The 26,001-nt window shown below is 61.2% G+C and carries 28 protein-coding genes; 23 read left to right on the top strand and 5 right to left on the bottom strand.

Annotated features, from left to right (window positions below; translation table 11 throughout):
• Positions 1-135 precede the first annotated feature (135 nt).
• Genes HX793_RS19330 through HX793_RS19315 form a run of 4 tightly spaced genes read left to right on the top strand, consistent with a single transcriptional unit; the run spans position 136 to position 2,737 of the window.
• Positions 136-879, top strand: coding sequence for an SDR family NAD(P)-dependent oxidoreductase (locus tag HX793_RS19330; RefSeq protein WP_177060535.1), 744 nt, complete (start codon positions 136-138; stop codon positions 877-879).
• Positions 880-895: 16 nt separating this feature from the next.
• Complete coding sequence (locus HX793_RS19325) at positions 896-1,297, top strand: VOC family protein (protein ID WP_177060537.1); 402 nt, start codon at positions 896-898, stop codon at positions 1,295-1,297.
• Entirely contained in the window at positions 1,294-2,253 is a 960-nt protein-coding gene (locus tag HX793_RS19320) for a saccharopine dehydrogenase family protein (RefSeq protein ID WP_177052151.1), read from the top strand. Before HX793_RS19325 ends, HX793_RS19320 begins: the two co-directional genes overlap by 4 nt.
• A gap of 19 nt (positions 2,254-2,272) precedes the next feature.
• A complete protein-coding gene (locus HX793_RS19315; protein WP_177060539.1) occupies positions 2,273-2,737 on the top strand; it encodes a nuclear transport factor 2 family protein in 465 nt (154 codons plus the stop codon).
• On the opposite strand, the gene HX793_RS19310 is transcribed toward HX793_RS19315, so the two are convergent.
• Positions 2,734-3,600 (bottom strand): AraC family transcriptional regulator, encoded by an 867-nt coding sequence (locus HX793_RS19310; RefSeq protein WP_177060541.1) that lies wholly within the window; start codon positions 3,598-3,600, stop codon positions 2,734-2,736. The two genes, HX793_RS19315 and HX793_RS19310, sit on opposite strands and share 4 nt — an antisense overlap.
• 147 nt (positions 3,601-3,747) lie before the next feature.
• Here HX793_RS19310 and HX793_RS19305 point away from each other — a divergent pair, with 147 nt between their 5' ends.
• Positions 3,748-4,497, top strand: a complete 750-nt coding sequence (locus tag HX793_RS19305; protein WP_177052157.1) for an SDR family NAD(P)-dependent oxidoreductase — start codon at positions 3,748-3,750, stop codon at positions 4,495-4,497.
• Here HX793_RS19305 and HX793_RS19300 read toward each other — a convergent pair whose 3' ends face one another.
• The gene (locus tag HX793_RS19300; protein ID WP_177052159.1) at positions 4,498-4,926 is read right to left on the bottom strand and encodes a hypothetical protein; all 429 of its coding nucleotides are present in this window, start codon (positions 4,924-4,926) and stop codon (positions 4,498-4,500) included. It abuts the gene before it with no gap.
• Positions 4,927-5,090: 164 nt separating this feature from the next.
• On the opposite strand from HX793_RS19300, the gene HX793_RS19295 reads away from it, so the two are divergent.
• On the top strand, positions 5,091-6,092 hold the full coding sequence (locus tag HX793_RS19295) for an ABC transporter substrate-binding protein (protein ID WP_177096836.1): 1,002 nt from the start codon (positions 5,091-5,093) through the stop codon (positions 6,090-6,092).
• Positions 6,093-6,212: 120 nt separating this feature from the next.
• Here the strand turns inward: HX793_RS19295 and HX793_RS19290 are convergent, their stop codons facing one another.
• Positions 6,213-7,109: a LysR substrate-binding domain-containing protein gene (locus tag HX793_RS19290; RefSeq protein ID WP_177052163.1), complete on the bottom strand. Its 897-nt coding sequence runs from the start codon at positions 7,107-7,109 to the stop codon at positions 6,213-6,215.
• 172 nt (positions 7,110-7,281) lie between these two features.
• Between HX793_RS19290 and HX793_RS19285 the strand changes: the two genes are divergently transcribed.
• The 7 genes from HX793_RS19285 to HX793_RS19255 all read left to right on the top strand — a co-directional run bounded on the left by HX793_RS19285 (position 7,282) and on the right by HX793_RS19255 (position 13,821).
• On the top strand, positions 7,282-8,229 hold the full coding sequence (locus HX793_RS19285; protein WP_177052165.1) for a branched-chain amino acid ABC transporter permease: 948 nt from the start codon (positions 7,282-7,284) through the stop codon (positions 8,227-8,229).
• Positions 8,226-9,311, top strand: coding sequence for an ABC transporter permease subunit (locus HX793_RS19280; protein ID WP_177052167.1), 1,086 nt, complete (start codon positions 8,226-8,228; stop codon positions 9,309-9,311). Before HX793_RS19285 ends, HX793_RS19280 begins: the two co-directional genes overlap by 4 nt.
• Positions 9,308-10,081, top strand: coding sequence for an ABC transporter ATP-binding protein (locus tag HX793_RS19275; protein ID WP_177096838.1), 774 nt, complete (start codon positions 9,308-9,310; stop codon positions 10,079-10,081). Before HX793_RS19280 ends, HX793_RS19275 begins: the two co-directional genes overlap by 4 nt.
• A gap of 4 nt (positions 10,082-10,085) precedes the next feature.
• Positions 10,086-10,790: an ABC transporter ATP-binding protein gene (locus HX793_RS19270; protein WP_438810855.1), complete on the top strand. Its 705-nt coding sequence runs from the start codon at positions 10,086-10,088 to the stop codon at positions 10,788-10,790.
• Positions 10,791-10,853: 63 nt separating this feature from the next.
• Positions 10,854-11,993, top strand: coding sequence for a branched-chain amino acid ABC transporter substrate-binding protein (locus HX793_RS19265; protein WP_095015688.1), 1,140 nt, complete (start codon positions 10,854-10,856; stop codon positions 11,991-11,993).
• Between the two features lie 117 nt (positions 11,994-12,110).
• A complete protein-coding gene (locus tag HX793_RS19260; protein ID WP_016977290.1) occupies positions 12,111-12,593 on the top strand; it encodes an L-2-amino-thiazoline-4-carboxylic acid hydrolase in 483 nt (160 codons plus the stop codon).
• Positions 12,586-13,821, top strand: coding sequence for a Zn-dependent hydrolase (locus HX793_RS19255; protein ID WP_177052178.1), 1,236 nt, complete (start codon positions 12,586-12,588; stop codon positions 13,819-13,821). Before HX793_RS19260 ends, HX793_RS19255 begins: the two co-directional genes overlap by 8 nt.
• Here HX793_RS19255 and HX793_RS19250 read toward each other — a convergent pair.
• Positions 13,818-14,606 (bottom strand): AraC family transcriptional regulator, encoded by a 789-nt coding sequence (locus HX793_RS19250; RefSeq protein ID WP_177060551.1) that lies wholly within the window; start codon positions 14,604-14,606, stop codon positions 13,818-13,820. The two genes, HX793_RS19255 and HX793_RS19250, sit on opposite strands and share 4 nt — an antisense overlap.
• 86 nt (positions 14,607-14,692) lie before the next feature.
• On the opposite strand from HX793_RS19250, the gene HX793_RS19245 reads away from it, so the two are divergent.
• From HX793_RS19245 to aqpZ, 4 genes are all read left to right on the top strand, one after another.
• The gene (locus HX793_RS19245) at positions 14,693-15,691 is read left to right on the top strand and encodes a bile acid:sodium symporter family protein (RefSeq protein WP_012724877.1); all 999 of its coding nucleotides are present in this window, start codon (positions 14,693-14,695) and stop codon (positions 15,689-15,691) included.
• Positions 15,692-15,777: 86 nt separating this feature from the next.
• Entirely contained in the window at positions 15,778-16,137 is a 360-nt protein-coding gene (locus tag HX793_RS19240; protein WP_177060553.1) for a type 1 fimbrial protein, read from the top strand.
• A 122-nt stretch (positions 16,138-16,259) separates the two neighbouring features.
• Positions 16,260-17,444, top strand: a complete 1,185-nt coding sequence (locus tag HX793_RS19235; protein ID WP_177060555.1) for a sugar transporter — start codon at positions 16,260-16,262, stop codon at positions 17,442-17,444.
• 90 nt (positions 17,445-17,534) lie between these two features.
• Positions 17,535-18,242, top strand: a complete 708-nt coding sequence (gene aqpZ / locus HX793_RS19230) for an aquaporin Z (RefSeq protein WP_177052185.1) — start codon at positions 17,535-17,537, stop codon at positions 18,240-18,242.
• Between the two features lie 28 nt (positions 18,243-18,270).
• Here the strand turns inward: aqpZ and HX793_RS19225 are convergent, their stop codons facing one another.
• Complete coding sequence (locus tag HX793_RS19225; protein ID WP_177062287.1) at positions 18,271-19,215, bottom strand: aliphatic sulfonate ABC transporter substrate-binding protein; 945 nt, start codon at positions 19,213-19,215, stop codon at positions 18,271-18,273.
• Between the two features lie 245 nt (positions 19,216-19,460).
• Here HX793_RS19225 and HX793_RS19220 point away from each other — a divergent pair, with 245 nt between their 5' ends.
• The 6 genes from HX793_RS19220 to HX793_RS19195 all read left to right on the top strand — a co-directional run bounded on the left by HX793_RS19220 (position 19,461) and on the right by HX793_RS19195 (position 25,986).
• Positions 19,461-20,399, top strand: coding sequence for an aliphatic sulfonate ABC transporter substrate-binding protein (locus HX793_RS19220; RefSeq protein ID WP_177096840.1), 939 nt, complete (start codon positions 19,461-19,463; stop codon positions 20,397-20,399).
• Complete coding sequence (locus HX793_RS19215) at positions 20,396-21,721, top strand: LLM class flavin-dependent oxidoreductase (protein WP_177096843.1); 1,326 nt, start codon at positions 20,396-20,398, stop codon at positions 21,719-21,721. The genes HX793_RS19220 and HX793_RS19215 overlap by 4 nt, the downstream gene beginning before the upstream one ends.
• Positions 21,722-21,743: 22 nt before the next feature.
• Complete coding sequence (locus tag HX793_RS19210; protein ID WP_095015700.1) at positions 21,744-22,802, top strand: ABC transporter substrate-binding protein; 1,059 nt, start codon at positions 21,744-21,746, stop codon at positions 22,800-22,802.
• A complete protein-coding gene (locus HX793_RS19205) occupies positions 22,789-23,778 on the top strand; it encodes an ABC transporter permease (protein WP_177052192.1) in 990 nt (329 codons plus the stop codon). Before HX793_RS19210 ends, HX793_RS19205 begins: the two co-directional genes overlap by 14 nt.
• Positions 23,772-24,560 (top strand): ABC transporter ATP-binding protein, encoded by a 789-nt coding sequence (locus tag HX793_RS19200; protein ID WP_177096844.1) that lies wholly within the window; start codon positions 23,772-23,774, stop codon positions 24,558-24,560. Before HX793_RS19205 ends, HX793_RS19200 begins: the two co-directional genes overlap by 7 nt.
• Positions 24,561-24,633: 73 nt before the next feature.
• Complete coding sequence (locus tag HX793_RS19195; protein ID WP_177052196.1) at positions 24,634-25,986, top strand: Fic family protein; 1,353 nt, start codon at positions 24,634-24,636, stop codon at positions 25,984-25,986.
• Positions 25,987-26,001 lie beyond the last annotated feature (15 nt).

Below are 26,001 nucleotides of genomic sequence, written 5' to 3'. Positions count from 1 at the left end.
GACCATGCTGTGCCTTCCATTGAACCTTGCGCAAGCAAAAAGCAGAAACAGGCAGGATTGGAGTAGGAACGGCTGCGTCGAAGAGTAGGGCGATGACTACTGTGGTCACTCAACTTTTCAGCAGTGGAGCAGGCCATGGGCGTTATCGTGATTACCGGAGGCAGCCGTGGGATCGGTGCCAGCACCGCCGAGCTGTGTGCACGTCAGGGACATGGCGTGATCCTGACGTACAACCGCAACCCGGATGCGGCACAGGCGGTGGTCCAGCGCATCGAGGCCAGCGGCGGTAAAGCCGTGGCGCTGGAATTGGATGTTGCGGCTGTCAGCACATTCCCTGCATTCCGTGAGGCGGTGACGTTTGCCCTGCACACCACCTGGGACGCAAGCACCTTGAGTGGGCTGGTGAACAACGCCGGCTATGGTTTGTTCAACCCCCTTGAGTCGGTGACCGAGGCGCAGTTCGACGGCCTGTTCAACGTGCACCTCAAGGGGCCGTTTTTCCTCACCCAAACCCTGCTGCCGCTGCTGGAAGAACACGCCAGCATCGTCAACCTCACCAGCGCCACCACTCGCGTCGCGACGGCGGGTGTCGCGCCTTACGCGGCGTTCAAGGGCGGCCTGGATGTGCTCACGCGCTACATGGCCAAGGAGTTCGGTGAGCGACGTATCCGCGCCAATGCGGTGTCGCCCGGAGCGATTCGCACCGAACTGGGCGGCGGCTTGAACGATGAATTCGAAGCGCTGCTGGCCGGGCAAACCGCCCTCGGCCGTGTAGGCGAACCGGAAGATGTGGCACGGGTTATCGCCCTGTTGCTGTCGGAAGAAGGCCGCTGGATCAATGCCCAGACCGTCGAGGTCGCGGGCGGCTACATCATCTGAATCAGGAGGCTCCACCATGCTCGATCATCTGTTTATCTCGGTGAGCGATATCCAACGCTCAATCCGCTTCTACGAAGCCACCCTGACGCCGCTCGGCATCAACGCGCGGCATGACTACGACGGCAAGGACGGCCCGCCCGGCCATCCGGACCTGAAGGGCTTTGGCGCCCACGGCCGGATGTTTTTCTGGCTGCGCGAAGGCGTGGTGGAAGGGCGAGCGGTGCATGTGGGCTTTGTCGCCAATAACCGCGCCGAGGTGGAAAACGCCTACGCCGCCGCCCTGGCCAACGGCGCCACCGACAACGGCGCACCGGGCGCACGCCTGCACTACGACCCCAACTACTACGCGGCCAACGTGCTGGACCCGGACGGCTACAGCCTCGAATTCGTCTACAAGAACTGGCAGCACACCTCATGAAAACCTTGATGATCTACGGCGCCACCGGCTACACCGGACGCATGGCGGCGCACCACGCGAAAACACTCGGACTCAACCTGGTGCTGGCCGGCCGCAACGCCGAGCGCCTGGCCTCGCTGGCCGCTGAGTTGGACGCGCCTTACCGCGTGTTCACAGCGGATGCCGCCCAGTTGGACGGGATCGACGTCCTGCTCAATTTCGCCGGGCCGTTCGCCCAGACCGCCGCAGCGCTGATGCGCGCTTGTATCGCCAATGGCACCGACTACCTGGACATCACCGCCGAAATCAACGTGTACCGCCTTGCCGAGCAACTCGGCGCCGAAGCGGACGTGATGTTGCTGCCCGGCGTGGGCTGGGACGTGGTGCCCACCGACTGCCTGGCCATGCACGTCGCCAGCCGTGTGCAACAGCCGCAGTCGATAAAAATCGCCCTGCAGGTGCCCGGCGCCATGTCCCGTGGGTCGGCCCTGAGCGTCGGCGAGATCATCGGCGCAGGAGTGATGACGCGCATCGATGGCGAACTGGTCGCCACACCGGACGCCCAGCCTCAGCACCTGGACTTTGGCGACGGACCGGCACTGTGCGCGCCGTTGTCGTTTGGCGACCTGGTGACTGCCTGGCACTCCAGCGCCATCCCGACGATCGCCATGTACGTACACATCACCGGCGAAGCCTTCCCCGAGGGCGACTTGTCGCTGCTGCCCGACGGCCCTACCCAGTCTCAGCGTGACGCCCACCGCGCGCGCGCCGTGGCCGAAGTCACCGGCCTCGACGGCTCGGTGGCGCGCTCGGTCATCGAGACTGTCAACGGCTACAGCTACACCCCACTGGCCGCCGTGGAAGCGGCACGCCGTGTGCTCGGCGGCGAACGCCGGGCCGGTTTCGAAACCCCGGCCAAACTGTTCGGCGTGGGCTTTGCCCAGACGATTGCCGGCACCCAGATCATCGATTATTAATCGCCACAGGAATCGCCCCATGACGTCTACTGAGTTTCAAACCACCGCCGACACGTTCGCGGTGATCGACACCCTGCATCGCTTTGCTGCGGGCATCGACCAGAACGATCCGGCCCTGCTGGCTTCGGCCTTCACTCAAAACGCCGTGTCGGACTTTCGTCCGGCGGCCGCCAAGGCCGGCTTTGAATACCCCGTGCTGGAAGGCCGCGACACCATCGTCGCCGCGCTGTCGGGGGCGCTCAGCCAGCTCGACACCACGCACTCCGTGAGCAACGCGCGGGTGACGCTGGACGGCGACAGCGCCCGCCTGGACGCGCTGGTGGAGGCGCAACATGTGCCGCAAAGCGATCCGTCGCGGCACTACCTGATGAAGAACCGTTATGACGTTGAGTTGGTCAGGGAGGCCAGCGTCTGGCTGATCCGGCGGGTGACGGTGGATAACGTCTGGCGTTCCGGTGACATCAGCGTATTGTCCGGCGTTTAACCCGGCACCTTGAAGCGGGCCGCGTCCTTCACCGGCGGTAAACCAAACAGCCGCGCATATTCGCGGCTGAACTGCGAGGCGCTTTCGTAACCCACGGTGAAGGCGATGGACGCCGCATCCAGGGTGTCGAACAGCAGCAACCAACGCGCCCGCAACAGGCGCAAGCGTTTCTGGTACTGAATTGGCGTCATCGCGGTGATGGCTTTGAAGTGCCGGTAGAACGCCGCCACGCTCATGTCGGTCATGGCCGCCAGTGGCTCTACGCGAAAAGGTTCGGTGTAGTGCTGGCGGATCCACTCGGTGGCGCGGCGGATCTGCGCCAGGCGACCATCGGGACGCGCCATGTCCACCAGGGTTTCGCGCAGCGGGCCCTGCAGGACCCGAAACAGGATTTCCCGCTCGATCAGGGGCGCCAGTACGGCCGCCTCGTTGGGCTTATCCATCAACCGCAGCATGCGCAGCCATGCATCCAGCATTTCCTCCGACGCCTGCACCGCCGCGAACCGTTGCGTGCGCGGGCGTTCGGCGGGTTGACGCTCGTCTGCCAGCACGGCAGCAATCATCGAGGGTTCCAGGGTCAGGCTGAGCGCCAGGTAGGGCAAGGCGGTTGTCGAGGGATGGACCTGGCCGGTAGCTGGCACCTCCACTGGCACCACGAAATAGCTGGCCGGCCCGTAGGTCGCGACCTGATCGCCGATGGAGAGGGTCTTCGAACCTTGCAGCACCAGGTGCAGCATCGGCTGATACACCTGATCCGCGCACGCTTCGGCGCGCACCATCGCCACGCGAGGCAAGCCGGTGTCGGTCCATTTGTTGTCGGCGCGCATCACAAGGCGGCGCAGTTCGTCCAGGTCGTTGTTCATGCAGCGACCTTGAGCCAGGTCGACGGGCAAAGCAAGCCGGCTGAGAAGAATAGGCAAGCATGGGAGAAGAACCGGCAACCGGCATTCCTATGGCGGGCCGAATACTGGTGGCAAGCGACATCACTCAACCTTGGGAAGACCAGAATCATGAAGCTAGACGGAAAAATTGCAGTGGTCACCGGTGCCTCGAAAGGCATCGGCGCAGGGATCGCAAAAGGCTTGGCGGCAGCCGGCGCGACCGTGGTGGTCAATTACGCCACCAGTCAAACCGACGCCGACGCAGTGGTTGCGCATATCCAGCAGCACGGCGGCAAAGCGATCAGTGTGCAGGCGGACATGAGTGTAGGCGCCGACGTTACGCGGCTGTTCGCAACGGTCGGTGAGCAATTCGGCAGGCTGGATATTCTGGTCAACAACGCTGGCGTCGCGGTGTTCCAGATGATTGAAGACCTGACCGAAGAGGCCTTTCACAAACAGTTCAACCTCAACGTGCTGGGTTATCTGCTGGCGGCGCGGGAAGCAGTGAAGTTGCTGGGGCAGGGCGGCAGTATCATCAACATCAGCTCGATCCTCAGCACCGACCCCTACCTGGCCTCCAGCGTGTACTCGGCCACCAAGGGCGCGGTGGACACGCTGACCTTCGCCCTGGCGCGTGAGCTGGGGCCGAAAGGGATCCGGGTCAACTCGATCCTGCCGGGCCATACCAACACGCCGGCCACCGATGGCAATTTTGCTGGCGAATTTGGCCAGTCGCTGATCGCCGGTACGCCCCTTGGACGCTTTGGTGAGCCGGAAGATATCGCGCCGGTAGCTGTGTTCCTGGCCTCCGATGAGGCTCATTGGGTGACCGGCGAATCGATCCGGGCTTCCGGTGGTGTGCGGGGTGTGGGTTACTGATCACGCCGCCTGCGGCTGAACCTGCAACACCCCCTCTACCTCCTTGACCAACCCACTGGCCAAAAACAGCGGTGCCAGGCGTTTGTGCAGTTGCGGTTCGACAAACTCCTTCACCGTGTCCAGCGCCAGCACGCCGCTCAACGGCAGCTCGGCCTTGGTGTACGACAACCAGGCTTTCTTCAACGCTTGCAGTACATCGCTGCCTGCCGTGGACGCGAAGCGGCGGTGGGTGGGTTTGCCGTCAAAGGTGAAGGTGTGCTGGAACTCATAGCCGGTTTCATCACCTTGGCTGGCCGTGCAGCGGATACAGCTGCACGGGCCTTCGCCGAAGGCGCTGCGCAAGTAGGCGTTGAAGTCCACCACGGGTTTGAGTGACAGGCGCTTATCCACCTCGAACAGGTCCCCAGTCATTTTTTCGTCAGTGTTCAACGTCCATTTCCTCGCAGTGTGCGGCAGGTTTTCAAAGCGCGGCACAATACCAGCCGAGCGCCTGTTTGTGGGTTATTTGCATAACAATAGATCCCGATATTCTTTTCCAGTCTTAAAAATCGCCGCTAGGCTCCATCACCTTCTTAAAAACCCGGCAGATTCCTATGACGTTCAAGCGTTCTTCCCTGACCCTGCTGGCTGCTGCGACAGCCTTGATCAGTATCGGCGCCCAGGCCGAAGGCAAGATCAGCATCGCCCAGCAATTCGGCATCGGCTACCTGATCCTCGATGTGGTACGTGACCAGAACCTGATCGAGAAGCACGGCAAGGAACAGGGCCTGGATATCAAGGTGGAGTGGAACAGCATTTCCGGCGCCACCGCGATGAACGAGTCGCTGCTGGCAGGCGCCTTGGACGTGGTCTCGGCCGGGGTGCCACCGATGCTAACGCTGTGGGACCGTACCAAGGGCAAGCAGAACGTCAAGGCCATCGCCTCCCTCGGCTCTATGCCCAACTACCTGCTGACCAACAACCCCAACGTGAAAACCCTCAAGGACTTCACCGAAAAAGACCGCATCGCCGTGCCCGCCGCCGGAGTGGGTTTCCAGTCGCGCACCCTGCAGATCGAGACCGCCAAGCAGTTTGGCGATGCCAACTACAAGAAGTTCGACGACATCTCCATCAGCCTGGCCCACCCTGATGCGACTGCCGCGCTGATTGCCGGCGGTTCGGAGATCAACGCGCACTTCTCCAGCCCGCCGTTCCAGTACCAGGAACTGTTGAATCCCAACGTGCACAAGGTGCTCAGTTCCTACGACATCCTGGGCGGCCAGGCGACGTTCAACGTGCTCTACACCACGCAGAAATTTCACGACGAGAACCCCAAAACCTACAAGGCGTTCTATGACGCGCTGGCCGAGGCCGAGAAAATTATCAAGGCCGACAAACCGGCTGCTGCCAAGGCGTATATTCGCGTAGAACAGTCGAAATTGCCGTTGGACCTGGTAGAAAAAATCGTCCAGGACCCGGAAATCGATTTCACCATCGTGCCGCAGCGCACTTACATCTACGCCGAAAAATTGCAGGCACTCGGTGTGCTGAAAAACAAGGCGGCCAGTTGGAAGGACTACTTCTTCGAAGAAGCCCATGGCGGCAATGGCAGCTAAAATCGCTTTCTGTAGGAGCGAGCTTGCTCGCGAAGGTCGTTAACGATAACGCAGCGCATCGGGTTTGACGCGGCGCTCTTGGGTTCTTCGCGAGCAAGCTCGCTCCTACAGTAGGTTGGGTTAAACGGCGATCAGACTGCGCTTGATCCAGTCATACAAGTCATTCCCCTCGCTCGACAATTCACTGTTGGCCCGCCGGCACAGGTAGTACTGGCGGCCATCATTGACCTTCCGTTCAAACAACTTTACCAACTCGCCACTGGCCACCAATGGAGCCACCAGCGGCTCGCGCAGCAAGGCGCAGCCGAGGCCGGTGAGAGTTGCGGTGAGCGCCAGTTGGCCGTCTTCCAGCAACAACCCGTTCAGCGCCGTGGTGTCGACACCGGTCGCTTCGAACCACTGGCTCCAGGTGCCGCGTTCTTCGTCGTGCAGCAGTGGCAGTTGGCTCAGCGCCTCGGGTGAATCGATGGGGCCGTGTTGCGCCAGGAAATCGCGGCTGCAATAGGGCGTCACCGCGCCGGAGATCAGCGGCTCACTGTGATAACCCGGCCAATGCCCGGTGCCGAAGCGGATCGACAGGTCGGCCGCATCGCTGGGGTAACTGCGGTGGTTGGCGTAGGTCACGTTGATGTCCAGCGCCGGGTGGTCCTTCAGAAAATCCGCCAGGCGCGGGATGAACAGGTTGATGCCAAATAGCGGGATCAGGCTGATGGTCACCTGGCGCGTAGCGCTTTTTTCGCGCACGTGCTCGGTGGCGCTGCGCAGTACGGCGAAGGCCGAACGAATCGCGCGGTAATACTCGCGGCCTTCATCGGTGAGTACCAGGTTGCGGCCCTGACGCAAGGTCAGCGGCTGTTGCAGGAAATCTTCCAGCAAGTGCAATTGATGGCTGATGGCCGAGGCGGACACGTCCAACTCGCGCGCGGCGGCATTCACGCCGCCATGGCGCGCGAACGCTTCGAAGGTGCGCACGGCACGCAGGGGAGGGTCGTTGGCTAACTGTTCTGATTTATTCATGTATTGAATTAAATACTAACTTTCAACCTGAATAAAGAGCCATAAATGCCGTATTTTTGGCATAAACAGCCTGTTATTCGTTTGGTATATGCATATGACTTTCTGATATTTGATAAAAACAGAATAGATGCTTAGTGTGCCGCCCTTGTACGCACTGAGGTCTCTGGTCCTGATGGATGGGTTTCTCCAACAACTGCTCAACGGTCTGATGACGGGCAGTCTCTACGCGCTGGTGGCCCTGGGTTACACCATGGTCTATGGCATTTTGCGCATCATCAACTTTGCCCATGGCGACGTGTTGATGATTGGCGCGTTGGTCGGATTGTCGATGATTCGCCTGTTGCAGGCGAGCTTTCCAGAACTGCCGCCGGTGCTGGTGTTGCTGTGTGCCACCGTCGTTGCCATGGCGTTTTGCGCGGTGCTTGCGGTGGTGATCGAGCGCGTTGCCTATCGCCGCCTGCGCCATGCGCCGCGCCTGGCGCCGTTGATCAGCGGGATTGGCGTGTCGCTGCTGCTGCAAACCATCGCCATGCTGGTGTGGACCCGCAACCCACAGATGTTCCCGCAACTGCTGCCACTGGCGCCGATTGAAGTGTTGGCCGGTGCCTCGGCGCACCCGGCGATTACCAACGTCACGGCGCTGACTACTATCGCTATCGCGCTCTCGGTGATGGTCGCGCTGCTGGTGCTGGTGGAGCGCACGCGCTTCGGCCGCGCCATGCGTGCCGTGGCGGAAAACCCCCAGGTCGCCAGCCTGATGGGCATCAGCCCGAATCGGATTATTGTCATCACCTTCGCCATCGGCGGCGCCCTGGCGGCACTCGCCGGGATCATGATGGCCAGCAACTACGGCAGTGCGCATTTCTATATGGGCTTTTTGCCCGGCATCAAAGCCTTCACCGCCGCGGTGCTGGGCGGTATCGGCAACCTCAAGGGCGCCATGCTTGGTGGCCTGCTGCTGGGGTTGATCGAAGCCTTGGGTACCGGTTACCTGGGCGCGGCCACCAATGGCGTGTTCGGCAGTAATTACCAGGATGTGTTCGCCTTCATCGTGTTGATCGCGGTGCTGGTGTTCCGTCCTTCGGGGTTGTTGGGCGAACGTTTGGCGACCCGCGCATGATCAAGTCTCTGTCTCCCAACAAGCGTGCGAGTCTCGGCTTGCTGCTGTTCGCTGTGGCCCTGGTATTGGCGCCTTGGATAGTCGGGCATGCCGGCGGCAACACCTGGGTGCGTACCCTGGACTTTGCCCTGCTGTACATCATGCTCGCCCTCGGCCTGAACATCGTGGTTGGCTACGCCGGGCTGCTGGACATGGGCTTCATCGCGTTTTACGCGGTGGGTGCCTACTTGGCAGCGTTGCTCTCGTCACCCCATCTGCTGCAACAGTTTCCGGCGTTGGTCGCGCTGTTGCCGGCAGGGATGCACACCTCGATCTGGCTGATTTTGCCGTTGGGCGCGCTGCTGGCTGCCGGTTGCGGTGTGCTGCTCGGCGCGCCGACCCTGCGCCTGCGCGGCGATTACCTGGCCATCGTCACCCTGGGCTTTGGCGAAATCATTCGCATCCTGCTGCGCAACCTCGATCGCCCGGTGAATATCACCAACGGGCCCAAAGGCATTGCCCAGGTCGATCCGGTCAGCCTGCTGGGCGTGAACCTCGGTCGCACCCAGGAGCTGTTCGGTCTGCGCCTGCCGTCGGTCTACCTCTATTACTACCTGTTTGCTGCGCTGGTGGTGCTGATCCTGTTTGCCTGCATCCGCCTGGAGCGCTCGCGCATCGGCCGCGCCTGGGTGGCGATCCGTGAAGACGAAGAAGCGGCGCAGGCCATGGGCGTGAATACGGTGCGCCTCAAGCTGTTGGCGTTTGCCATTGGTGCCGCGTTTGGTGGGGTGAGCGGGGCGCTGTTTGCGTCGTTCCAGGGCTTTGTTTCGCCGGAGTCCTTCACCCTCAACGAGTCCATCGCCGTGTTGGCCATGGTGGTGCTGGGTGGCATGGGCCATATCCCCGGCGTGATCCTCGGCTGCGTGCTGCTGGCGGCCTTGCCCGAAGCTTTGCGCGCCAGCATGGGCCCGCTGCAGCAGACGCTGTTCGGCCAGGTGCTGGTGGACCCGGAAATCATCCGCCAGTTGTTCTACGGCCTGGCGCTGATCCTGGCGATGCTCTATCGACCGGCCGGGCTGTGGCCCAAAGGAGTGGCACGATGAACGCACCGCTGTTGCAGATAGACCAGGTCAACAAGCACTTCGGCGGCGTCGCGGCGCTGACCGATGTAAGCCTGAGCATCCAGCCCGGTGAGATCTACGGGTTGATCGGCCCGAACGGCGCGGGCAAGACCACGTTCTTTAATGTGATGACCGGCTTGTATGCCCCGGATTCCGGGCGTTTCCAGTTAGATGGCCGCGACTACCAGCCCACCTGCGTGCATCAGGTGGCCGAAGCCGGTATTGCCCGCACGTTCCAGAACATCCGCCTGTTCAATGCGATGAGCGCCGTGGAAAACGTTATGGTCGGGCGCCATGTGCGCACCCGCAGCGGCGTGTGGGCGGCCTTGAGTCGTCACCGCCGCGCGCAGGAAGAAGAGGCACAGACCCGCGCCCATGCCCACCGTTTGTTGGCGTATGTAGGCCTGGCCGGCTTTGCCAATTACCGCGCCGACAGCCTCAGCTACGGCCATCAACGCCGCCTGGAAATCGCCCGCGCGTTGGCCACCGAGCCACGCCTGTTGGCCCTGGATGAACCGGCGGCGGGCATGAACGCCAGCGAGAAAGTACAATTGCGCGGCCTGCTGGAAAAGATCCGCGACGACGGCCACACGCTGTTGCTGATCGAACACGACGTCAAGTTGGTGATGGGCGTATGCGACCGCATCAGCGTGCTCGACTACGGCCAGGTCATCGCCGTCGGCCCGCCGGCCGAAGTGCGTCAGCATCCGGCGGTGATCCAGGCCTATCTGGGAGCCAGTGCGCATGTCTGAAGCCTTGTTGAATGTCGAAGGTTTGCAGGTGCGCTACGGCGCCATCGAAGCCGTCAAATCCCTGGACCTGCATATCGCTGAAGGCGAGCGCGTCACGCTGATCGGCGCCAATGGCGCAGGCAAGTCCTCCAGCCTCAAGGCCTTGACCGGTTTGTTGCCGGCGGCCAAGGGTTCGATCCGTTTTGCCGGGCAATCGGTTCTCGGCCAGGCCCCGGAACACCTGCTGCGCCAAGGCATCGCCATGGTCCCCGAGGGCCGCGGGATTTTCGCGCGCATGAGCGTGTTGGAAAACCTGCAGGCTGGTGCCTTTCTGCGTCGCGATAACGCGCAAGTGCAGCGCGAAATGCGCCAGTTGTTCGAACACTTCCCGCGCCTGGAAGAACGCCTGCATCAGTCCGCCGGCCTGTTGTCCGGTGGCGAGCAACAGATGCTCGCCCTGGCCCGTGCGCTGTTGTCACGCCCGCGCTTGTTGATCCTGGATGAGCCGTCCATGGGCCTGGCGCCGATCATGGTCGAGAAGATTTTCCAGGTGATCGACGACGTCTGTCGCCAGGGCATGACCCTGTTGCTGGTGGAACAGAACGCACGGCTGGCGCTGCAAGTCACCGATCGTGCCTACGTGATGGACACCGGGCGCATCACCTTGACCGGTCCCTCCCAGGCTTTGCTTGAACACCCCGAGGTGCGCAGTGCCTACCTCGGTGAATAAAACCATGACGCTACCGGACGCCCGGCGTGTTCCGACCCGCCCGACACTTAGCAGGAATAATCCATGAACACGTTGAAGAAAACCGCATTGATCGGCCTGGCCCTGAGTAGCCTGGCCAGCGCCGTGGCCCAGGCCGACCAGACTGTGTTGATCGGTCTCGCCGGTCCGCTTACCGGCCCGTCGGCCAGGATCGGCAAGGACCTGGAAAACGGCGCGCAACTGGCCATCGACCAGGCCAACGCCAAGCACCCGAAAATCAACGGTGAAGCCGTGACCTTCAAGCTAGTGTCCGAAGACGACCAGTCCGACCCACGCACCGCCGTCACCGTGGCCCAGCGCCTGGTGGATGAAGGCGTGGTGGGCGTGGTCGGCCACTGGAACACCGGCACCAGCATCCCGGCGGCACGGGTTTACCACGACGCGGGCATCGCCCAGGTCGCACCGGTGGCTACCGGTCACGCTTACACCCAGCAAGGGTTCGACACCAGTTTCCGAATCATGGGCCATGACGACGATGGCGGTCAGGTAGCAGGCGACTACGCCTTGAAAACCCTGAAAGCCCAGCGTATCGCCGTGATCGACGACCGCACCGCGTTCGGCCAGGGCCTGGCGGACCAGTTCGTCAAGTCCATCGAAGCCGGAGGCGCCAAGGTGGTGTCCCGCGAATACGTGGATGACAAGACTATCGACTTCAGCGCCGTGCTGACCAATATCCGCAGCCAGAACCCGGACCTGATCTTCTTCGGCGGCGTCGACGCCCAGGCCGCGCCGTTGGCCCGTCGCATCAAGCAGTTGGGGATCAAGGCGCCATTGATGGGCGCCGGTGGTTTCGTCAGCCAGACCTTCCTGCAGTTGGCACAGAACGAAGGCGAGGGCGTGATCGCCCTGGAACCGGGCCTGGCGATTGCGCAGATGCCGGGCGGCAAGGCGTTCGAACAGGCTTACAAGGACCGCTATAAAACCAATATCGAGCTGCACGCGCCGTTCGCCTACGACGGTGTAGGCGTGCTGGTGGCGGCTATCGAGAAAGCAGATTCGGTGGACCCACAGAAATACCTGCCGGTGCTGCGCGCCATTAGCTATGAGGGCGTGACCGGCACCATCGCCTTTGACGGTGAAGGCAACTTGAAGAAACCGTCGTTCACCGTTTACCAGGTCAAGGCCAATCAATGGCAGCCGGTGAGCGTGGCAGGCGGTCAATAAAACCCGATCCTTTGTAGGGGCGAGCTTGCTCGCGAAAGTATTTCAGGCGCATGCCAGCGTCGGTTGTACATTTTTCGCGAGCAAGCTCGCTCCTACAAGGGCTAATGGAGAGCAGTCATGAGCAAACTGGAAGGTGAACTGGGCATCCTCGCCCGGCGGCGCATCGAGGCCGAAATCATCAAGCCGATCTACGAGATCCTCAAGCGCGAACAGGGCAAGGACTTTGCTGCTGCCGTGATCGGTGAAGCCGTGGGCAATGCCGCGATCCAGGCCGGCAAGCATTTTGCGTCGCTGGAAGAGCAGGGCGCCGACCTCAAGAGTTTCGTCGAGCTGCAAGTGCTGTGGGAGAAGGACGACGCGCTGAAGGTCGAGATCATCGCCAGTGACGCCGAGCACTACGACTACGACGTCAAGCGCTGCCGCTACGCCGAGATGTACCACGAAATGGGCCTGGGCGAGATCGGCCACCTGCTGTCGTGCAACCGTGACGAGCTGTTTATCGTCGGCTACAACCCGGACATCCAGTTGACCCGCACCCAGACCATCATGGGCGGCGATCACCGTTGTGACTTCCGCTATCGGGCCAAACCCCATGAGTAAGCTGGCGCGTGTGAACGGCGAACGCCTGTGGGCTTCGCTGATGGAAATGGCGCAGATCGGCGCCACCGAAAAAGGCGGCGTCTCGCGCCTGGCGCTGACCGACGAAGACCGCCGTGGCCGCGACCTGTTCGTGCAGTGGTGCGAGGCGGCCGGTTGCAGCATTCGCGTGGATGCCATGGGCAATATCTTCGCCCGTCGCGCGGGGCGCTTCGACGATTTGGCCCCGGTGATGACCGGCTCCCACGGCGACTCCCAGCCCTTTGGCGGCAAGTACGACGGCATCTACGGTGTGCTTGCGGGCGTGGAAGTGCTGCGCACCCTGAATGACCTGGGGATCGAGACCGACAGGCCCATCGAAGTGGTCAACTGGACCAACGAAGAAGGCTCACGCTTTGCGCCGGCGATGATTTCGTCGGGCGTTTACGCGGGCGTGTTTGACCTGGAGTACGGGCTGTCCCGTGAAGACAAAGCCGGCGTGACCATTGGCCAGGCGCTGCAGCAAATCGGCTACGCAGGCACCGAACCGGTGGGTGGCCAAGCGATCCACGCCGCGTTCGAACTGCACATCGAACAAGGCCCGATTCTAGAGGCACAGGGCATTACCATCGGCGTGGTCACTGGCGCTCAGGGCCAGCGCTGGTACGAAGTGGAACTGAGCGGCCGCAGTGCCCACGCCGGCACTACGCCCATGGATCATCGCCTGGATGCCTTGCTCGGTTTTGCCCGTGTGGTCGAGGCCGTCAACGGGCTGGGCCTGGAGCAGGGCGCCGAAGGGCGGGCCACGGTGGGCATGGCGAATATCTTCCCCAACTCACGCAACGTGGTGCCGGGGCGGGTGTTTTTCAGTGTGGAATTCCGTCACCCGGACGAAGCGGTGCTGGCGCGCCAGGACCAACAGTTGCGCGATGCCGTGGCGCAGATTGCCGACGGGATCGGCTTGCAGCACAGCGTGAAGCAGATTTTCCAGTACGCGCCGATTGCCTTTGACGCGGGCTGTGTCGAGGTCGTGCGGGCGTCGGCCGAGGCATTGGGCTACAGCCATCGGCCGATGATTTCCGGCGCCGGGCACGATGCCTGCTACCTGAACCAAGTGGCGCCGACGGCGATGATTTTTGTGCCCTGTGTGGATGGGTTGAGCCATAACGAGGCGGAAGACATTTCCCAGGAATGGTCGACGGCGGGGGCGGATGTGTTGCTCCAGGCGATGCTGGCGAAGGCCTCTGCCTAGCGAAAGAACTCCCCCGGCGTGGCCTCGAACTGCTGGCGAAATGCATTGATAAACGCCGAAGTGGATTCATACCCACACCCCAGCGCCACATCCGTCACCCGCTCGCCCTGCTCCAGGGCGGGCAGGGCGGTGAGCAATCGCAAACGCTGACGCCACGCCCGAAAGGTCAGCCCGGTGTCGCTCAGGAACAGGCGGCTGAGGGTTTTCTCACTCACCCCCAGCTTCTGGCTCCACTGGCCCAAGGTCGTCTGCTGCTCCGGGTGTGAATTCAAGCTGCGGTAGATCTGGCGCAAGCGCGGGTCCATTGGCAGCGGCAGCATCAGGTCGACTTGCGGCGCCGCCGCCAGTTGGTCCAGCACCACTTGGGCCAAACGCCCATCCGGCCCATCCTCGGCATATTCCACCGGCAATTCACTGAAACTGCGGATCAGCTCCCGCAGCAAACTGCTCACCTCCAGCACATGACAGCGCTCATCCGCCCAGGTGGTGACGCTGCAATCCAGGTACAGGCTGCGCATTTCCGTGTAGGGCGAGCTGAACACGCGGTGCGGCATGCCGGCCGGAATCCACACCGCCCGCTGAGGCGGCGCGACGAAGCGGCCGACGCTGGTCTGGATCTCCAGCACCCCGGAAATCGCGTAGGACAATTGCACCCACGGGTGGCTGTGACGACGCGTCAGCGCACGATTGGGCAAGGATTCGGTGCGTCCGTACACCGGCCGTGGCAGGCTGGAAAGCCCGGGCACACTGCGGCGGACGGTCTTGTCATGTCCTTTAGGCGGCATTTACTGGCTCATTGGCGTTAGTCGGTAACAAGCCGTTACGTTAGAGTCGCGACGACGCTCTTGGCAACCCCCGGAAGATCCTGCTTATGACTCGCCCCCGTTTTCTGCCCGACAACTTCACCCTGACGCTGATCGCCACGGTGATCCTCGCTTCCCTGCTGCCCGCCAGCGGTCAAACCGCTGTGGCCTTCGGTTGGGTCACCAACCTGGCGATTGCGCTGCTGTTCTTCCTGCACGGCGCCAAGCTGTCGCGTCAGGCGATTGTTGCCGGTGCCGGGCACTGGCGCCTGCATCTGTTGGTGTTCAGCCTGACTTTCGTGCTGTTCCCGCTGTTGGGCCTGGCGCTCAAGCCGGTGCTATCGCCGTTGATCGGCAAAGACCTGTACATGGGCATGCTCTACCTCTGCGCTTTGCCGGCCACGGTGCAATCGGCGATTGCCTTCACGTCCTTGGCGCGGGGCAATATCCCGGCGGCGATTTGCAGTGCGGCGGCGTCCAGCCTGTTCGGGATCTTTCTTACGCCGTTGTTGGTGACACTGTTGCTCAACGTGCACGGCGAGGGCGGCTCTACCGTCGACGCGATCTTGAAAATCAGCGTGCAATTGCTGCTGCCATTCATTGCCGGGCAGATCGCCCGTCGCTGGATCGGTGAGTGGGTCGGCCGCAATAAATCCTGGCTGAAGTTCGTTGATCAGGGCTCGATTCTGCTGGTGGTCTATGGCGCGTTCAGCGAAGCGGTCAACGAAGGCATCTGGCACCAGATCCCGTTGTGGGAGCTGGGTGGGTTGGTGGTGGCGTGCTGTGTGTTGCTCGCCTTGGTGCTGGTGGCTTCGACCGTGCTGGGCAAAGCTTTCGGCTTCAACCAGGAAGATCGCATCACCATTCTGTTCTGTGGTTCGAAGAAGAGCCTGGCAACTGGCGTGCCGATGGCCCAGGTGTTGTTCGCCGGGGCAACCATGGGCGTGCTGATTTTGCCGCTGATGCTGTTCCACCAGATCCAGCTGATGGTCTGCGCGGCGCTGGCGCAGCGTTATGCCAAGCGGCCGGAAAGCATTCCGGAACTGATGGGGCAGGTGGATCCATGATCCCTGTCACAACCTTCGGCGAATAGGCTCAAGTAAACGCCGGCCCAGACGACTACCTTCTTAACTACCCAAGAAGGAGCGTCGACATGAACGTTAAGCGTTTGTCACTGGTTACCGGCGCTCTTGCGCTATGGGCAGGTGCTGGCATAGCGGGCCCCTCAGGCGTCATTCAGTTTCACGGCAGTATCGTCGAGCCGAGTTGCCATGCGGCTGCGCCAAGTGGGTCGGCGCTGGAACTCAAGGGCTGCCCCCAGGCCTTGCGTGGCAGCCAGTTAGCGGTGCAGCCCGTGCGCACGGTGACGGCGCTGGGCACTGCGCAGGTTAACGTCAAGTTGGTCGCCGATCGCAGTGATGGGCGCTATTACGACCAGCGGTATCTGCTGGTGGACACCCTCGGCAAGCCCATTCAATCGGGGGCCTACGTGGTCACCCTGACCGCGCCGTGACGCCCTGAGGTTGTTTTGAGCCGGATCGGCGTCAACAGCCGCGCCAGAAACCTATAGAATGCTCGGCGGCGGCGCTTGTCCTGGGTGGCCGTCTGATCATCGTCCGAGTACCGCGCCCTTCAATGAGCATTTCAGCCGCAACGCCCCAAGCCAACTGGCAACCGGTCATCGCCCTCGCGTTGGCCGCCTTTGTGTTCAATACCACCGAATTCGTGCCCGTCGGGCTGCTCAGCGCCATCGGCGCCAGCTTCGACATGCCCGTGTCCAGCGTCGGGCTGATGCTCACCATCTACGCCTGGATCGTGTCCCTGACCTCGCTGCCGGTGATGCTGCTGACCCGCAACGTCGAACGGCGCAAGCTGCTGATCGTGCTGTTCTGCATGTTTATCGTCAGCCACATCCTTTCCAGCGTCGCTAACAGTTTCGGCCTGCTGATGCTCAGTCGCATTGGCATTGCCTTGTCCCACGCCTTGTTCTGGTCGATCACTGCATCGCTGGCAGTGCGCCTGGCGCCGGAAGGCAAGCAGGTGCAAGCCCTCGGCCTGCTGGCTACCGGAACTTCTCTGGCGATGGTCCTGGGTATTCCACTGGGCCGCCTGCTGGGCGAAGCCATGGGCTGGCGCACCACGTTCCTGGTGATCGGCGCGTTCGCCGCCGCCCTGGTGTTCTGGCTGGCGCGCACCTTGCCGCTGCTGCCGAGCCAGAATTCCGGCTCTTTGCGCAGCCTGCCGCTGCTGTTCAAGCGCCCGGCGCTGGTGGCGTTGTATGTGCTCACCGCGATGACCGTGACCGCGCAATTCACCGCCTACAGCTACATCGAGCCCTTCGTCGAAGGGGTGGCGGGCATGAGCAGCAGCGCGGTGACCCTGATCCTGCTGGTGTTCGGCGGCGCCGGCATCATCGGCTCGCTGTTGTTTAGCCTGGTGCACCGCTTCAACCCGCACCTGTTCGTGGTCGGCGCGGTCTTCATCCTCGCCGCATGCCTGGCGCTGCTGCTGCCGTTGAGCGGAGCAGAATCCTACCTGGTGGTGCTGAGCATTTTCTGGGGCATGGCGATCATGGGGTTTGGCCTGGCGATGCAATCCAAGGTACTGGTGCTGGCGCCGGATGCCACCGACGTGGCCATGGCGATGTTTTCCGGCATCTACAACATCGGCATCGGCGGCGGCGCCCTGATGGGCAGTTGGGTCGGCAGCCAGTTCGGCTTCGCCTGGATCGGCGCAGCAGGTGGGTTGCTGGCGGCGGTGGCGTTGATTGGGTATTGCCTGGCGATCCGCCGGTTTGGGCAGGGTGTTGTAACCCGATAAAACAGGACAAAGCTTACACAGCATTTTGATACCCATTGCTACCGTCGCCCAGGACCGCCCACAGCCTGTGGTGACGGCACTTGAACAGCAATGGAGTCTATTGTGCAAAAGCGTTTGACCGCCGAGTTTATCGGTACTTTCTGGCTGACGTTCGGCGGCTGTGGCAGCGCCATTCTGGCGGCGGCTTTCCCGGAATTGGGCATTGGGTTTGTCGGCGTTTCGCTGGCGTTCGGGCTCACGGTGCTGACCATGGCCTATGCGGTAGGCGGTATTTCAGGTGGGCATTTCAACCCGGCGGTGACCCTTGGCTTATGGGCGGGGCGTCGTGTGGCGTGTGGTGATGTGCTGCCGTACATCGCGGCGCAGGTGGCCGGCGCGGTTGGCGCTTCGGCGGCGTTGTACCTGATTGCCAATGGGCAGGCGGATTTTGCAGTGGGTGGTTTTGCCGCCAATGGTTATGGCCCACTAAGTCCTGGCCTCTTTGATATGAAGGCCGCGTTGCTCGCGGAATTCATCGCCACGTTCTTCTTCTTGTTCATCATCATGCGCGTGACCGTAGCGGGCGCTGTGCCGGGCTTTGCGCCGATTGCCATTGGCCTGGCGCTGACGTTGATTCACCTTGTGTTGATTCCGGTAACCAATACCTCGGTGAACCCTGCACGCAGCACCGGGCCTGCGTTGTTTGCCGGCGGCGAGTACTTGGCGCAGCTTTGGCTGTTCTGGTTGGCGCCGATGGTGGGCGGGGTGATGGGGGCGTTGGCGGCGCGGGGGCTGACGCAGATATCGCGGGAAGACTGACCCCGTCTAGCTTGCCAAATGAAACTTTTCAAGGCTTCCAGGTCTGCACATCCTTGGCATCCACGGCCTTGGGCAGTAGTCCTGCCTTGAAGAACGCATCGGCGATTTTCTGCTGCTCGCCCAGTTGGTCGAGCGTCACCGGCTGCACCTGGTAACTACGGTGCGCATTGGCGGCTTCAACCGTGGCCGCATCCAGGTTGCCCCACAGCGGTCCGAGAATCTTGGCCGCGTCCTGTGGGTTGGCCTTCACCCACGTGCCGGCCTGTTCCAGTTGCTCATACACCACCTTCAACACCTCAGGATGCGCCTTGGCGTAGGGCGTGCCCGTCAGGTAATAGCGCTTGTAACTGGCCAAACCTGCGCCGTCGGCCAGGGTGCGCGTCGGCAGTTGGCGCTGCACGCTGGTCAGGAAGGGTTCCCAGGTGACCCAGGCATCGACCTTGTTGTTCTCGAACGCCGCGCGACCATCGGCGGGTGTCAGGTAAGCCGGTGTGATATCCGAAAATTCCAGACCTGCCTTGGCCAGCGCGGCAATCAGCAAATAGTGGGTGCCCGCCGCCTTGGTCACGGCGATTTTCTTGCCTTTGAGGTCGGCCAACTGCTGGATCGGCGAGTCCTTGCGCACCACGATGGCCTGGGCTGACGGCGAGGGTGCTTCCTGGGCGAAGTAGGTGAGTTTGGCCTGGGCGGCCTGGGCGAAGATCGGCACTGTGTCGGCCACGTCGGCACTGATGTCGACGTTGCCCACGTTGAGCGCTTCGAGCAGTGGCAGGCCGCTGGGGAACTCATGCCAGCTCACGTCGATGTTGTCGGCCTTGAGGGCTTTTTCCAGGGTGCCCTGGGTTTTCAGCAGGGTGATCAGGGTCGAGGACTTCTGGTAACCGATGCGCACGGTTTCCTGGGCCTCGGCGCTCACGGCGACAGAAAAGGCCAGCAACCCGAGTACCGCGGCGAGGGGACGACGTAAGGACATGGCGAGCTCGATCTTCAACGAAATAGCGTCGAGCTTAAAGTTCTAAAAACCATTCGTTAAATACTCTTTCGATCTTAGCTTAGGGCGCTTTTCCGTGAATCCGACGAATTGGGCATAACCATAGAATTATAAGATTCTTTCATCATTTCTCGTCGTTAATATAATCGAATGAGTTTTTCTGCCAGGCCTTACGCGGTTTTTTGGCATATGCAGCTCCTTCTATTTCTCTCACGCCAAGGCCTTCCATGACGTTCAAGAAACTTATCGTTGCCGCCAGTCTGCTATTCGCCGCGGCGGCGGCCCATGCCGAGAAAACCCTGGACATCAGCTACCAGCGTTCGTCCACCTTGTGGATCCTGCTCAAGCAAAATGGCCAGTTGGAACAGCGCCTCAAACCGCTGGGCTTCACCGTGAACTGGCATGAATTCAGCACCGGTTTGCTCAGTTCCTTGAATGCCGGCAGCGTCGACCTCCATGCCGATGTGGCCGATGCCTTTGCCCTGTTCACCCAGGCCGCCGACGCGCCGTTGACCTACTACGCCCAGGAAAACGCATCGCCGGGCGCCCAGGCGATCATCGTGCAGGACCAATCGCCGATCCACAGCATCGCAGACCTCAAGGGCAAGACCGTCGCCGTGTCCAAGGGCTCGGGCAGCAATTACCTGCTGATCTCCGCGCTGAAGAAAGCCGGCCTGACCCTGGCCGATATCACTCCGCGCTACCTGGAAGCACCCGACGGCGGTGCCGCCTTCGCCAATGGCAGCGTGGACGCGTGGGTAATCTGGGACCCGTTCCTCGCCACCCAGCAACTGGATCACCACGTGCGGGTGATTGCCGATGGCAAGGACGGCCTGGCCGACTACAACCGCTTCTACCTGGCTACGACGAAATTCGCCAAGGCTCATCCGGACGTGTTGCAGGTGACCTTCGACACCCTGCGCGAGACCGGCCAATGGGTGAAGGCCCACCCCAAGGAAGCTGCCGAAATCCTCGGCCCGCTGTGGGGCAACATCGCCCCGGCCACGGTAGAGCGCGCTAATAGCCGCCGCAGCTACGACATCATCCCGGTCAAGCTGGACAACCTCGCCGAGCAACAGCGCATCGCCGACACCTACTACGCCGCCAAGCTGATCCCCAAGCCGTTGAAGGTCAGCGCAATCACTGTGTGGACGCCAAAACCATGAGCCGCCAAATCCATTTATCCGCGTTCCTGTTGAGTGGGCCGGTGGTGCACAGCCACGCGGTGTGGCGCCATCCGGAAACCGTCGGCAATTACCTCGACCCCGAGTACTACGCACGGGTGGCCAAGGTGGTGGAGGAGGGGCTGTTCGACTTCCTGTTCTTCGCTGATCGCCTGGCCGTGGGTGACCAGATGGGTGGCTCCCGCGAGTTCGCCTTGCGCTACGGCGCCCAGGACGCCACGCGGCTGGACCCGCTGCCGATCCTCTCTTACCTGGTCGGCAAGACCTCCAAGCTGGGGCTCGGTGCGACCCGTTCCACCACCTATTACGAACCGGCGCACATCGCCCGTGAATTCGCCACCCTCGACCACCTGTCCAGGGGCCGTGCAGCGTGGAATATCGTCACCTCGATGAACGACAGCGAAGGGCGCCTGTTCGGCAAGGACAAGCACCTGGAACACGATCTGCGCTATGACCGCGCCGATGAGTTTGTCGAAGTCGCGCTCAAACTCTGGAACAGCTGGGGCAAGGACGCGCTGAAGCTGGACCGCCAAAGCGGCGTGCTGGCGGACCCCGAGTTGATCCGTTCGGTGCAGCATCAGGGCGAGTGGTTCCGGGTTGAAGGCCCGTTGAATATTCCGCGCACGCCTCAGGGCCGACCGGTGCTGATCCAGGCCGGTTCGTCCGGGCGGGGCCGGCGCTTTGGCGCGCGGTGGGCCGAGGCGATTTTCACCATTCACCCGCATTTGGCGGCGATGCGTGCGTTTCGCGATGACGTGCGTGCGCAGGTGGTGCAGCAAGGCCGTGAGGCTGACAGCTGCAAGGTGCTGACGGCGGTGATGCCGTTTATTGGGGGCAGCGAGGCCGAAGCCCGGGCCAAGCGCGACAAACACAACGCTTTGGCGCGACCTGAATTGGGGCTGGTGACATTGGCTTCACAGTTGAATGTGGACCTGTCGCCATTCCCGCTGTCCGCGACCCTGGCCGAGATCGCCCAGTCGCCGCTGATCCACCCGGCGGCAGCCGAAAAGCTGTTGATGCAAGGCCCGGACACCACCCTGGAACAACTCGGGCGCATCTTTGCCAGCAGCGTGCGCGTACCGCAGTTGGTGGGTACGGGGGCGCAGGTGGCCGATCAATTGGCCGAGCTGTTTGAGCAGGGCGGTTGCGATGGGTTCGTGATTTCACCGGGGTATCTGCCGGGGTCGTTCACCGAGTTTGTCGAGAGTGTGATTCCGCATTTGCAGCGCAAGGGGTTGTTCCGCACAGCGTATGAAGGGGCGACGTTGCGTGAGCATTTGGGATTGGCTGATCTCAACAACTGAATTGATAAAAGGGATATTTCGCATGGCTGATTTCGATCGTTTAACCCGCCGTCGCCTGCTCGGCCTGGCCGGTATCACCCTGGCCAGCTTGTCGCTGCCACGCCTGGGGTTCGCCGCTGACGAACACGCTGGCCATAACACTTCACAGGAACCCGCCGGCACCGGCGAGTTCATTCGCCTCGACGCGCCACGCAAGTTGAAACTGGCAGTCAACCTCAATGCCGTATGCCTGGCGCCAGTGGTGATCGCCCACGGCCAGGGTTTTTTCACCAAGCACAACCTGGACGTGGAACTGGTCAACTTCGGCAACTCAACCGAAGTACTGCTGGAGGCCATCGCCACCGGTAAAGCCGACGCGGGCGTGGGTATGGCGCTGCGTTGGCTCAAGGCGCTGGAGCAGGGGTTCGACGTGAAACTCACGGCGGGCACCCACGGCGGTTGCCTGCGTCTGCTCAGTGCGGTGAATGGCGGCGTGACCAAACTCGAAGACCTCAAGGGCAAGGCTATCGGCGTGACCGACATGGCCAGTCCGGATCGCAATTTCTTCTCGATCCTGCTGAAGAAACACGGCGTGGACCCGGTGCGCGACGTCGAGTGGCGCCTGTACCCGGCCGACCTGCTCGGCACGGCCCTGGAGCGCGGCGAAGTGCAGGCGGTGAGTGGCAGTGACCCGTTCATGTACCGCCTGATCAAATCCGGCGTGGCGCGTGAACTGTCCACCAACCTGGTGGAGGAGTACGCCAACCTCAGTTGCTGCGTGGTCGGCGTCACCGGCAAACTGGTGCGCGAAGACAAACGCGTGGTCGCGGCCTTGACCCAGGCGATTCTGGAGGCCCACGACTATTCCGTGCAGCACCCCGAAGAAGTTGCCAAAGGCTTCCAGGCCCATGCGTTGAATACGTCGGTAGAGGAAGTGCAGGCGATCCTCCACGACCACACCCACGGGCACCATGCGGTAGGCGCGGCGCTGACCCAGGAAATCCTCACCTACGTGACCGACCTGAAAACCGTCGAAGTGATCAGCAAGAGCACCGACCCGGTGGAGTTTGCCAAGGAGATCACCGCCGATGTCTTCAGTTGATGCGGCAACCCTCAACCCGTCCCTGGCGTTTAAGGTCTGGTGGCAGGGCGTGGCGGTGGTGGGGGCCTGGTTGGCCGTCGCGCTGCTGATCTGCTACTGGCCCAACGCGACGCGCAACTGGCCGATGACCCAAGGCCTGGCCAATCTGTGCGTGGGCATCGCGGCGCTGTTCACCGTATTGAGCCTGCTGGGGCGCAAGGTAGCGAAGCTGGGCCAGCGCCTGCGCAACGCAGGTCCCTGGCTGATCGCCTTGCCAGTGCTGCTGGGTATCTGGGAACTACTCACCGCCAAGCTGGCGCTGTTGCCAGTGCCGTTTTTTGCACCGCCACAGGCGTTGTTGGCCGTGTATGTCGAAGACTACCCACGGCTGGCCGACAGCCTGTTGCACTCGGCGTTGCTACTGGGCTCGGGCGTGGCGCTGGGCGCGATCACCGGGTTTATCGCGGGGGTGGCGATCGGATGGTCCACGCGCATCGGCTACTGGTTGCACCCGGTGTTGCGCATTCTCGGTCCGGTGCCGTCGACGGCGTTGTTGCCGTTGTGCTTTTTCCTGTTTCCCAGCAGTTGGAGCGCCAGTGTATTTTTGATCGCCCTGGCTACCTGGTTCCCGGTCACGGTGCTCACGTGGTCCGGCGTGGCGAGTGTGGACAAAGCCTATTACGACGTAGCCCGCACCCTCGGCGCCAAGCAAGGCTTTCTGATTTTCAAGGTAGCGATTCCCGCCGCGTTGCCTCATGTATTCGTCGGCCTGTTCATGGGCCTGGGCGCCTCGTTTTCGACCTTGGTGGTGGCGGAGATGATGGGCGTCAAATCCGGTATCGGATGGTACCTGCAATGGGCCCAGGGCTGGGCCGCCTACGCGAATATGTACGCTGCCTTGCTGATCATGGCGCTCGCGTGTTCGGGGTTGATCACCGGGTTGTTCCTGGTGCGTGACCGGTTGTTGGCCTGGCAGAAAGGATCGATGAAATGGTAGCGCTGGCACACGCAGTATCGGCGTCGGAAGGTTTGGCGCTGCGCATAGAAAACCTCAGCCATGGCTTTGCCCTGGACGGCCAGCATCTGCCGGTGTTGGAGCGGGTTTCGTTGGACGTAGCGCCCGGCGAGTTCGTGGCCTTGCTCGGGCCTTCAGGATGCGGCAAGTCGACCTTGCTGCGCTTGGTGGCCGGCCTGGAACCGGCGGACGCTGGCCGCTTGCTGGCGGACGGTGACGCGATCATCGGCCCGGACCCTAGCCGCGTGGTGGTGTTCCAGGACCCGACGCTCTACCCGTGGCGCCGCGTGTGGGACAACGTCGCCGTTGGCCTGGAAGCGCAGGGGCTGCTCAAGACGCATTCGGCCAAGGTCGACGAAGCCCTGGAAAAAGTCGGTCTCAGCCAGTTCGCTCGCGCTTTTCCACGGCAGTTGTCCGGTGGCATGGCGCAACGAGTTGCGCTGGCCCGCGCACTGGTCAATCAACCCCGCCTGCTGATCCTCGACGAGCCGTTGGGCAAGCTCGACTCCCTGACCCGTATCACTATGCAAAAGGAACTGATCGACTTGTGGCAGCGCCAGGGCTATACGGCCTTGCTGGTGACCCACGATGTGGAAGAAGCCTTGTTGCTGACCAACCGGGTGGTGGTGTTCAGCGACCGCCCGGCGAACATCCTCGCGCAGTTGACGATTGACCGGCCGTACCCCCGACACCGGGATGATCCTTATCTGGTGGACTTGCGACGGCAGATTCTGGGCCTGCTGGGGCTGGGGGAGAACTGGTGAGAAGGCGTAAGTCTTGACACGCTGAAGCGAGCGCGTAACGATCAACTCAATTTTCAAAAATTGAGTTTCAGAGATGGCTAAGATCCAAAAACCCAAAGATTTTGGCGTGTTGCTAAAACAACATGGTTTAGAGATTTTTGAGCTTGCAAAAACCTATAAAGCGGTTGACGACAAGGGTAGGTACCTGCACTGGGACGAATTTAGAAGGCATCCTGCACCCGGAGTCAATAAAGAGGCTGCTTGGGCGGCCATCAAAATGTCTCGGTCTTATGGAAGTAAAACACTCGAACTTCGGAGCGAGTGCGGCAACCCATTTTTGTTTTATGTGACCGATTATTGTAGTGCGGTTATTCATGGGATTGAATTGGTGGCTTCCAGGCTGGGTGGTGAGGCGGTATCATCTAATAAGCACCGTGATGATAATAAATACCTGGTCGACTCTTTGATGATGGAAGAGGCGATTTCCAGTGCTCAGTTGGAAGGAGCTGCTACGACGCGGAAGGTTGCAAAAGACATGTTGGCCAAGGAGCGCGCGCCCCAAAATGATGATGAGAGGATGATCCTCAATAACTATCGCCTCATGAAGAGTGCTAAATACAATAAGGATGAAAATCTCTCAATCGAACTTATTTGTGAGTTTCATAGCATTGCGACGACAGGCGTAAATGAAGAGGATGTCCAGCCGGGACATGTCAGAGACACTGATGATATTTTTGTCGGTGGGGCAGGTGATGAGGTAGTTCACCAGCCGCCCAAGGCTGCCTTGATGCCCGCTAGGCTGAATGCCTTATGTCTTTTTGCTAACGATAGGCATGACGGTCTTGATGGCCGAGCTTTCATCCACCCAGTGGTGAAAGCTATTATATTGCACTTTATGATCGGTTATGAGCATCCTTTTCGAGACGGTAATGGGCGTACGGCGCGCTGCTTGTTTTATTGGTTTATGCTAAAAAGTGATTACTGGCCTTTTGAGTATATTTCTATAAGTACTCTGTTAAAGGAGGCGCCTGTGCAATACGGACGCTCATATATCTATACAGAGACAGATTCTTTCGATTTGACGTATTTTGTGATTTATCAGTTGAAAATAATTGAGCGTGCCATCAATGAGTTTATGGATTATTTTGAATGCAGGAGGGAGGAGGCTGTTGAGTTGATGAAGTGGTTGGAGGATCTGAATATAAGAGACAAATTGAACTATCGGCAGGGGCACTTTTTGAAAAAGGTTTTAGGTAATCCAGGGCGAGCTTTTACTCCTAAGGAGCTGACGCATGATTATGATGTGACAGAAAATACTGCACGTAAGGACCTAGAGAAGTTGGTTGCCATGAAAGTCTTGTTTAAGGTTCAAGAGGGTAAGGGTTTCTTGTACCTAGCCAGAGAGGACGCTGAAGCTAACTTGAAAAAACTGGCAGGCGCACGTTAGTGCTTCCGCACTCAA

Source organism: Pseudomonas reactans (genome assembly GCF_013387025.1).
Lineage (GTDB): Bacteria > Pseudomonadota > Gammaproteobacteria > Pseudomonadales > Pseudomonadaceae > Aquipseudomonas > Aquipseudomonas reactans.
This window is presented reverse-complemented; position numbering and strand designations above follow the sequence as displayed.

Coding starts and splice junctions, on each gene's coding strand:
- HX793_RS19215 (WP_177096843.1), top strand. CDS start 20,396: ATGAGCCGCCAAATCCATTTATCCGCGTTCCTGTTGAGTGGGCCGGTG.
- HX793_RS19260 (WP_016977290.1), top strand. CDS start 12,111: ATGAGCAAACTGGAAGGTGAACTGGGCATCCTCGCCCGGCGGCGCATC.
- aqpZ (WP_177052185.1), top strand. CDS start 17,535: ATGGAGTCTATTGTGCAAAAGCGTTTGACCGCCGAGTTTATCGGTACT.
- HX793_RS19225 (WP_177062287.1), bottom strand. CDS start 19,215: ATGTCCTTACGTCGTCCCCTCGCCGCGGTACTCGGGTTGCTGGCCTTT.
- HX793_RS19320 (WP_177052151.1), top strand. CDS start 1,294: ATGAAAACCTTGATGATCTACGGCGCCACCGGCTACACCGGACGCATG.
- HX793_RS19325 (WP_177060537.1), top strand. CDS start 896: ATGCTCGATCATCTGTTTATCTCGGTGAGCGATATCCAACGCTCAATC.
- HX793_RS19200 (WP_177096844.1), top strand. CDS start 23,772: ATGGTAGCGCTGGCACACGCAGTATCGGCGTCGGAAGGTTTGGCGCTG.
- HX793_RS19290 (WP_177052163.1), bottom strand. CDS start 7,109: ATGAATAAATCAGAACAGTTAGCCAACGACCCTCCCCTGCGTGCCGTG.
- HX793_RS19195 (WP_177052196.1), top strand. CDS start 24,634: ATGGCTAAGATCCAAAAACCCAAAGATTTTGGCGTGTTGCTAAAACAA.
- HX793_RS19280 (WP_177052167.1), top strand. CDS start 8,226: ATGATCAAGTCTCTGTCTCCCAACAAGCGTGCGAGTCTCGGCTTGCTG.
- HX793_RS19285 (WP_177052165.1), top strand. CDS start 7,282: ATGGATGGGTTTCTCCAACAACTGCTCAACGGTCTGATGACGGGCAGT.
- HX793_RS19250 (WP_177060551.1), bottom strand. CDS start 14,606: ATGCCGCCTAAAGGACATGACAAGACCGTCCGCCGCAGTGTGCCCGGG.
- HX793_RS19220 (WP_177096840.1), top strand. CDS start 19,461: ATGACGTTCAAGAAACTTATCGTTGCCGCCAGTCTGCTATTCGCCGCG.
- HX793_RS19275 (WP_177096838.1), top strand. CDS start 9,308: ATGAACGCACCGCTGTTGCAGATAGACCAGGTCAACAAGCACTTCGGC.
- HX793_RS19205 (WP_177052192.1), top strand. CDS start 22,789: ATGTCTTCAGTTGATGCGGCAACCCTCAACCCGTCCCTGGCGTTTAAG.
- HX793_RS19330 (WP_177060535.1), top strand. CDS start 136: ATGGGCGTTATCGTGATTACCGGAGGCAGCCGTGGGATCGGTGCCAGC.
- HX793_RS19255 (WP_177052178.1), top strand. CDS start 12,586: ATGAGTAAGCTGGCGCGTGTGAACGGCGAACGCCTGTGGGCTTCGCTG.
- HX793_RS19315 (WP_177060539.1), top strand. CDS start 2,273: ATGACGTCTACTGAGTTTCAAACCACCGCCGACACGTTCGCGGTGATC.
- HX793_RS19235 (WP_177060555.1), top strand. CDS start 16,260: ATGAGCATTTCAGCCGCAACGCCCCAAGCCAACTGGCAACCGGTCATC.
- HX793_RS19245 (WP_012724877.1), top strand. CDS start 14,693: ATGACTCGCCCCCGTTTTCTGCCCGACAACTTCACCCTGACGCTGATC.
- HX793_RS19210 (WP_095015700.1), top strand. CDS start 21,744: ATGGCTGATTTCGATCGTTTAACCCGCCGTCGCCTGCTCGGCCTGGCC.
- HX793_RS19305 (WP_177052157.1), top strand. CDS start 3,748: ATGAAGCTAGACGGAAAAATTGCAGTGGTCACCGGTGCCTCGAAAGGC.
- HX793_RS19265 (WP_095015688.1), top strand. CDS start 10,854: ATGAACACGTTGAAGAAAACCGCATTGATCGGCCTGGCCCTGAGTAGC.
- HX793_RS19310 (WP_177060541.1), bottom strand. CDS start 3,600: ATGAACAACGACCTGGACGAACTGCGCCGCCTTGTGATGCGCGCCGAC.
- HX793_RS19240 (WP_177060553.1), top strand. CDS start 15,778: ATGAACGTTAAGCGTTTGTCACTGGTTACCGGCGCTCTTGCGCTATGG.
- HX793_RS19295 (WP_177096836.1), top strand. CDS start 5,091: ATGACGTTCAAGCGTTCTTCCCTGACCCTGCTGGCTGCTGCGACAGCC.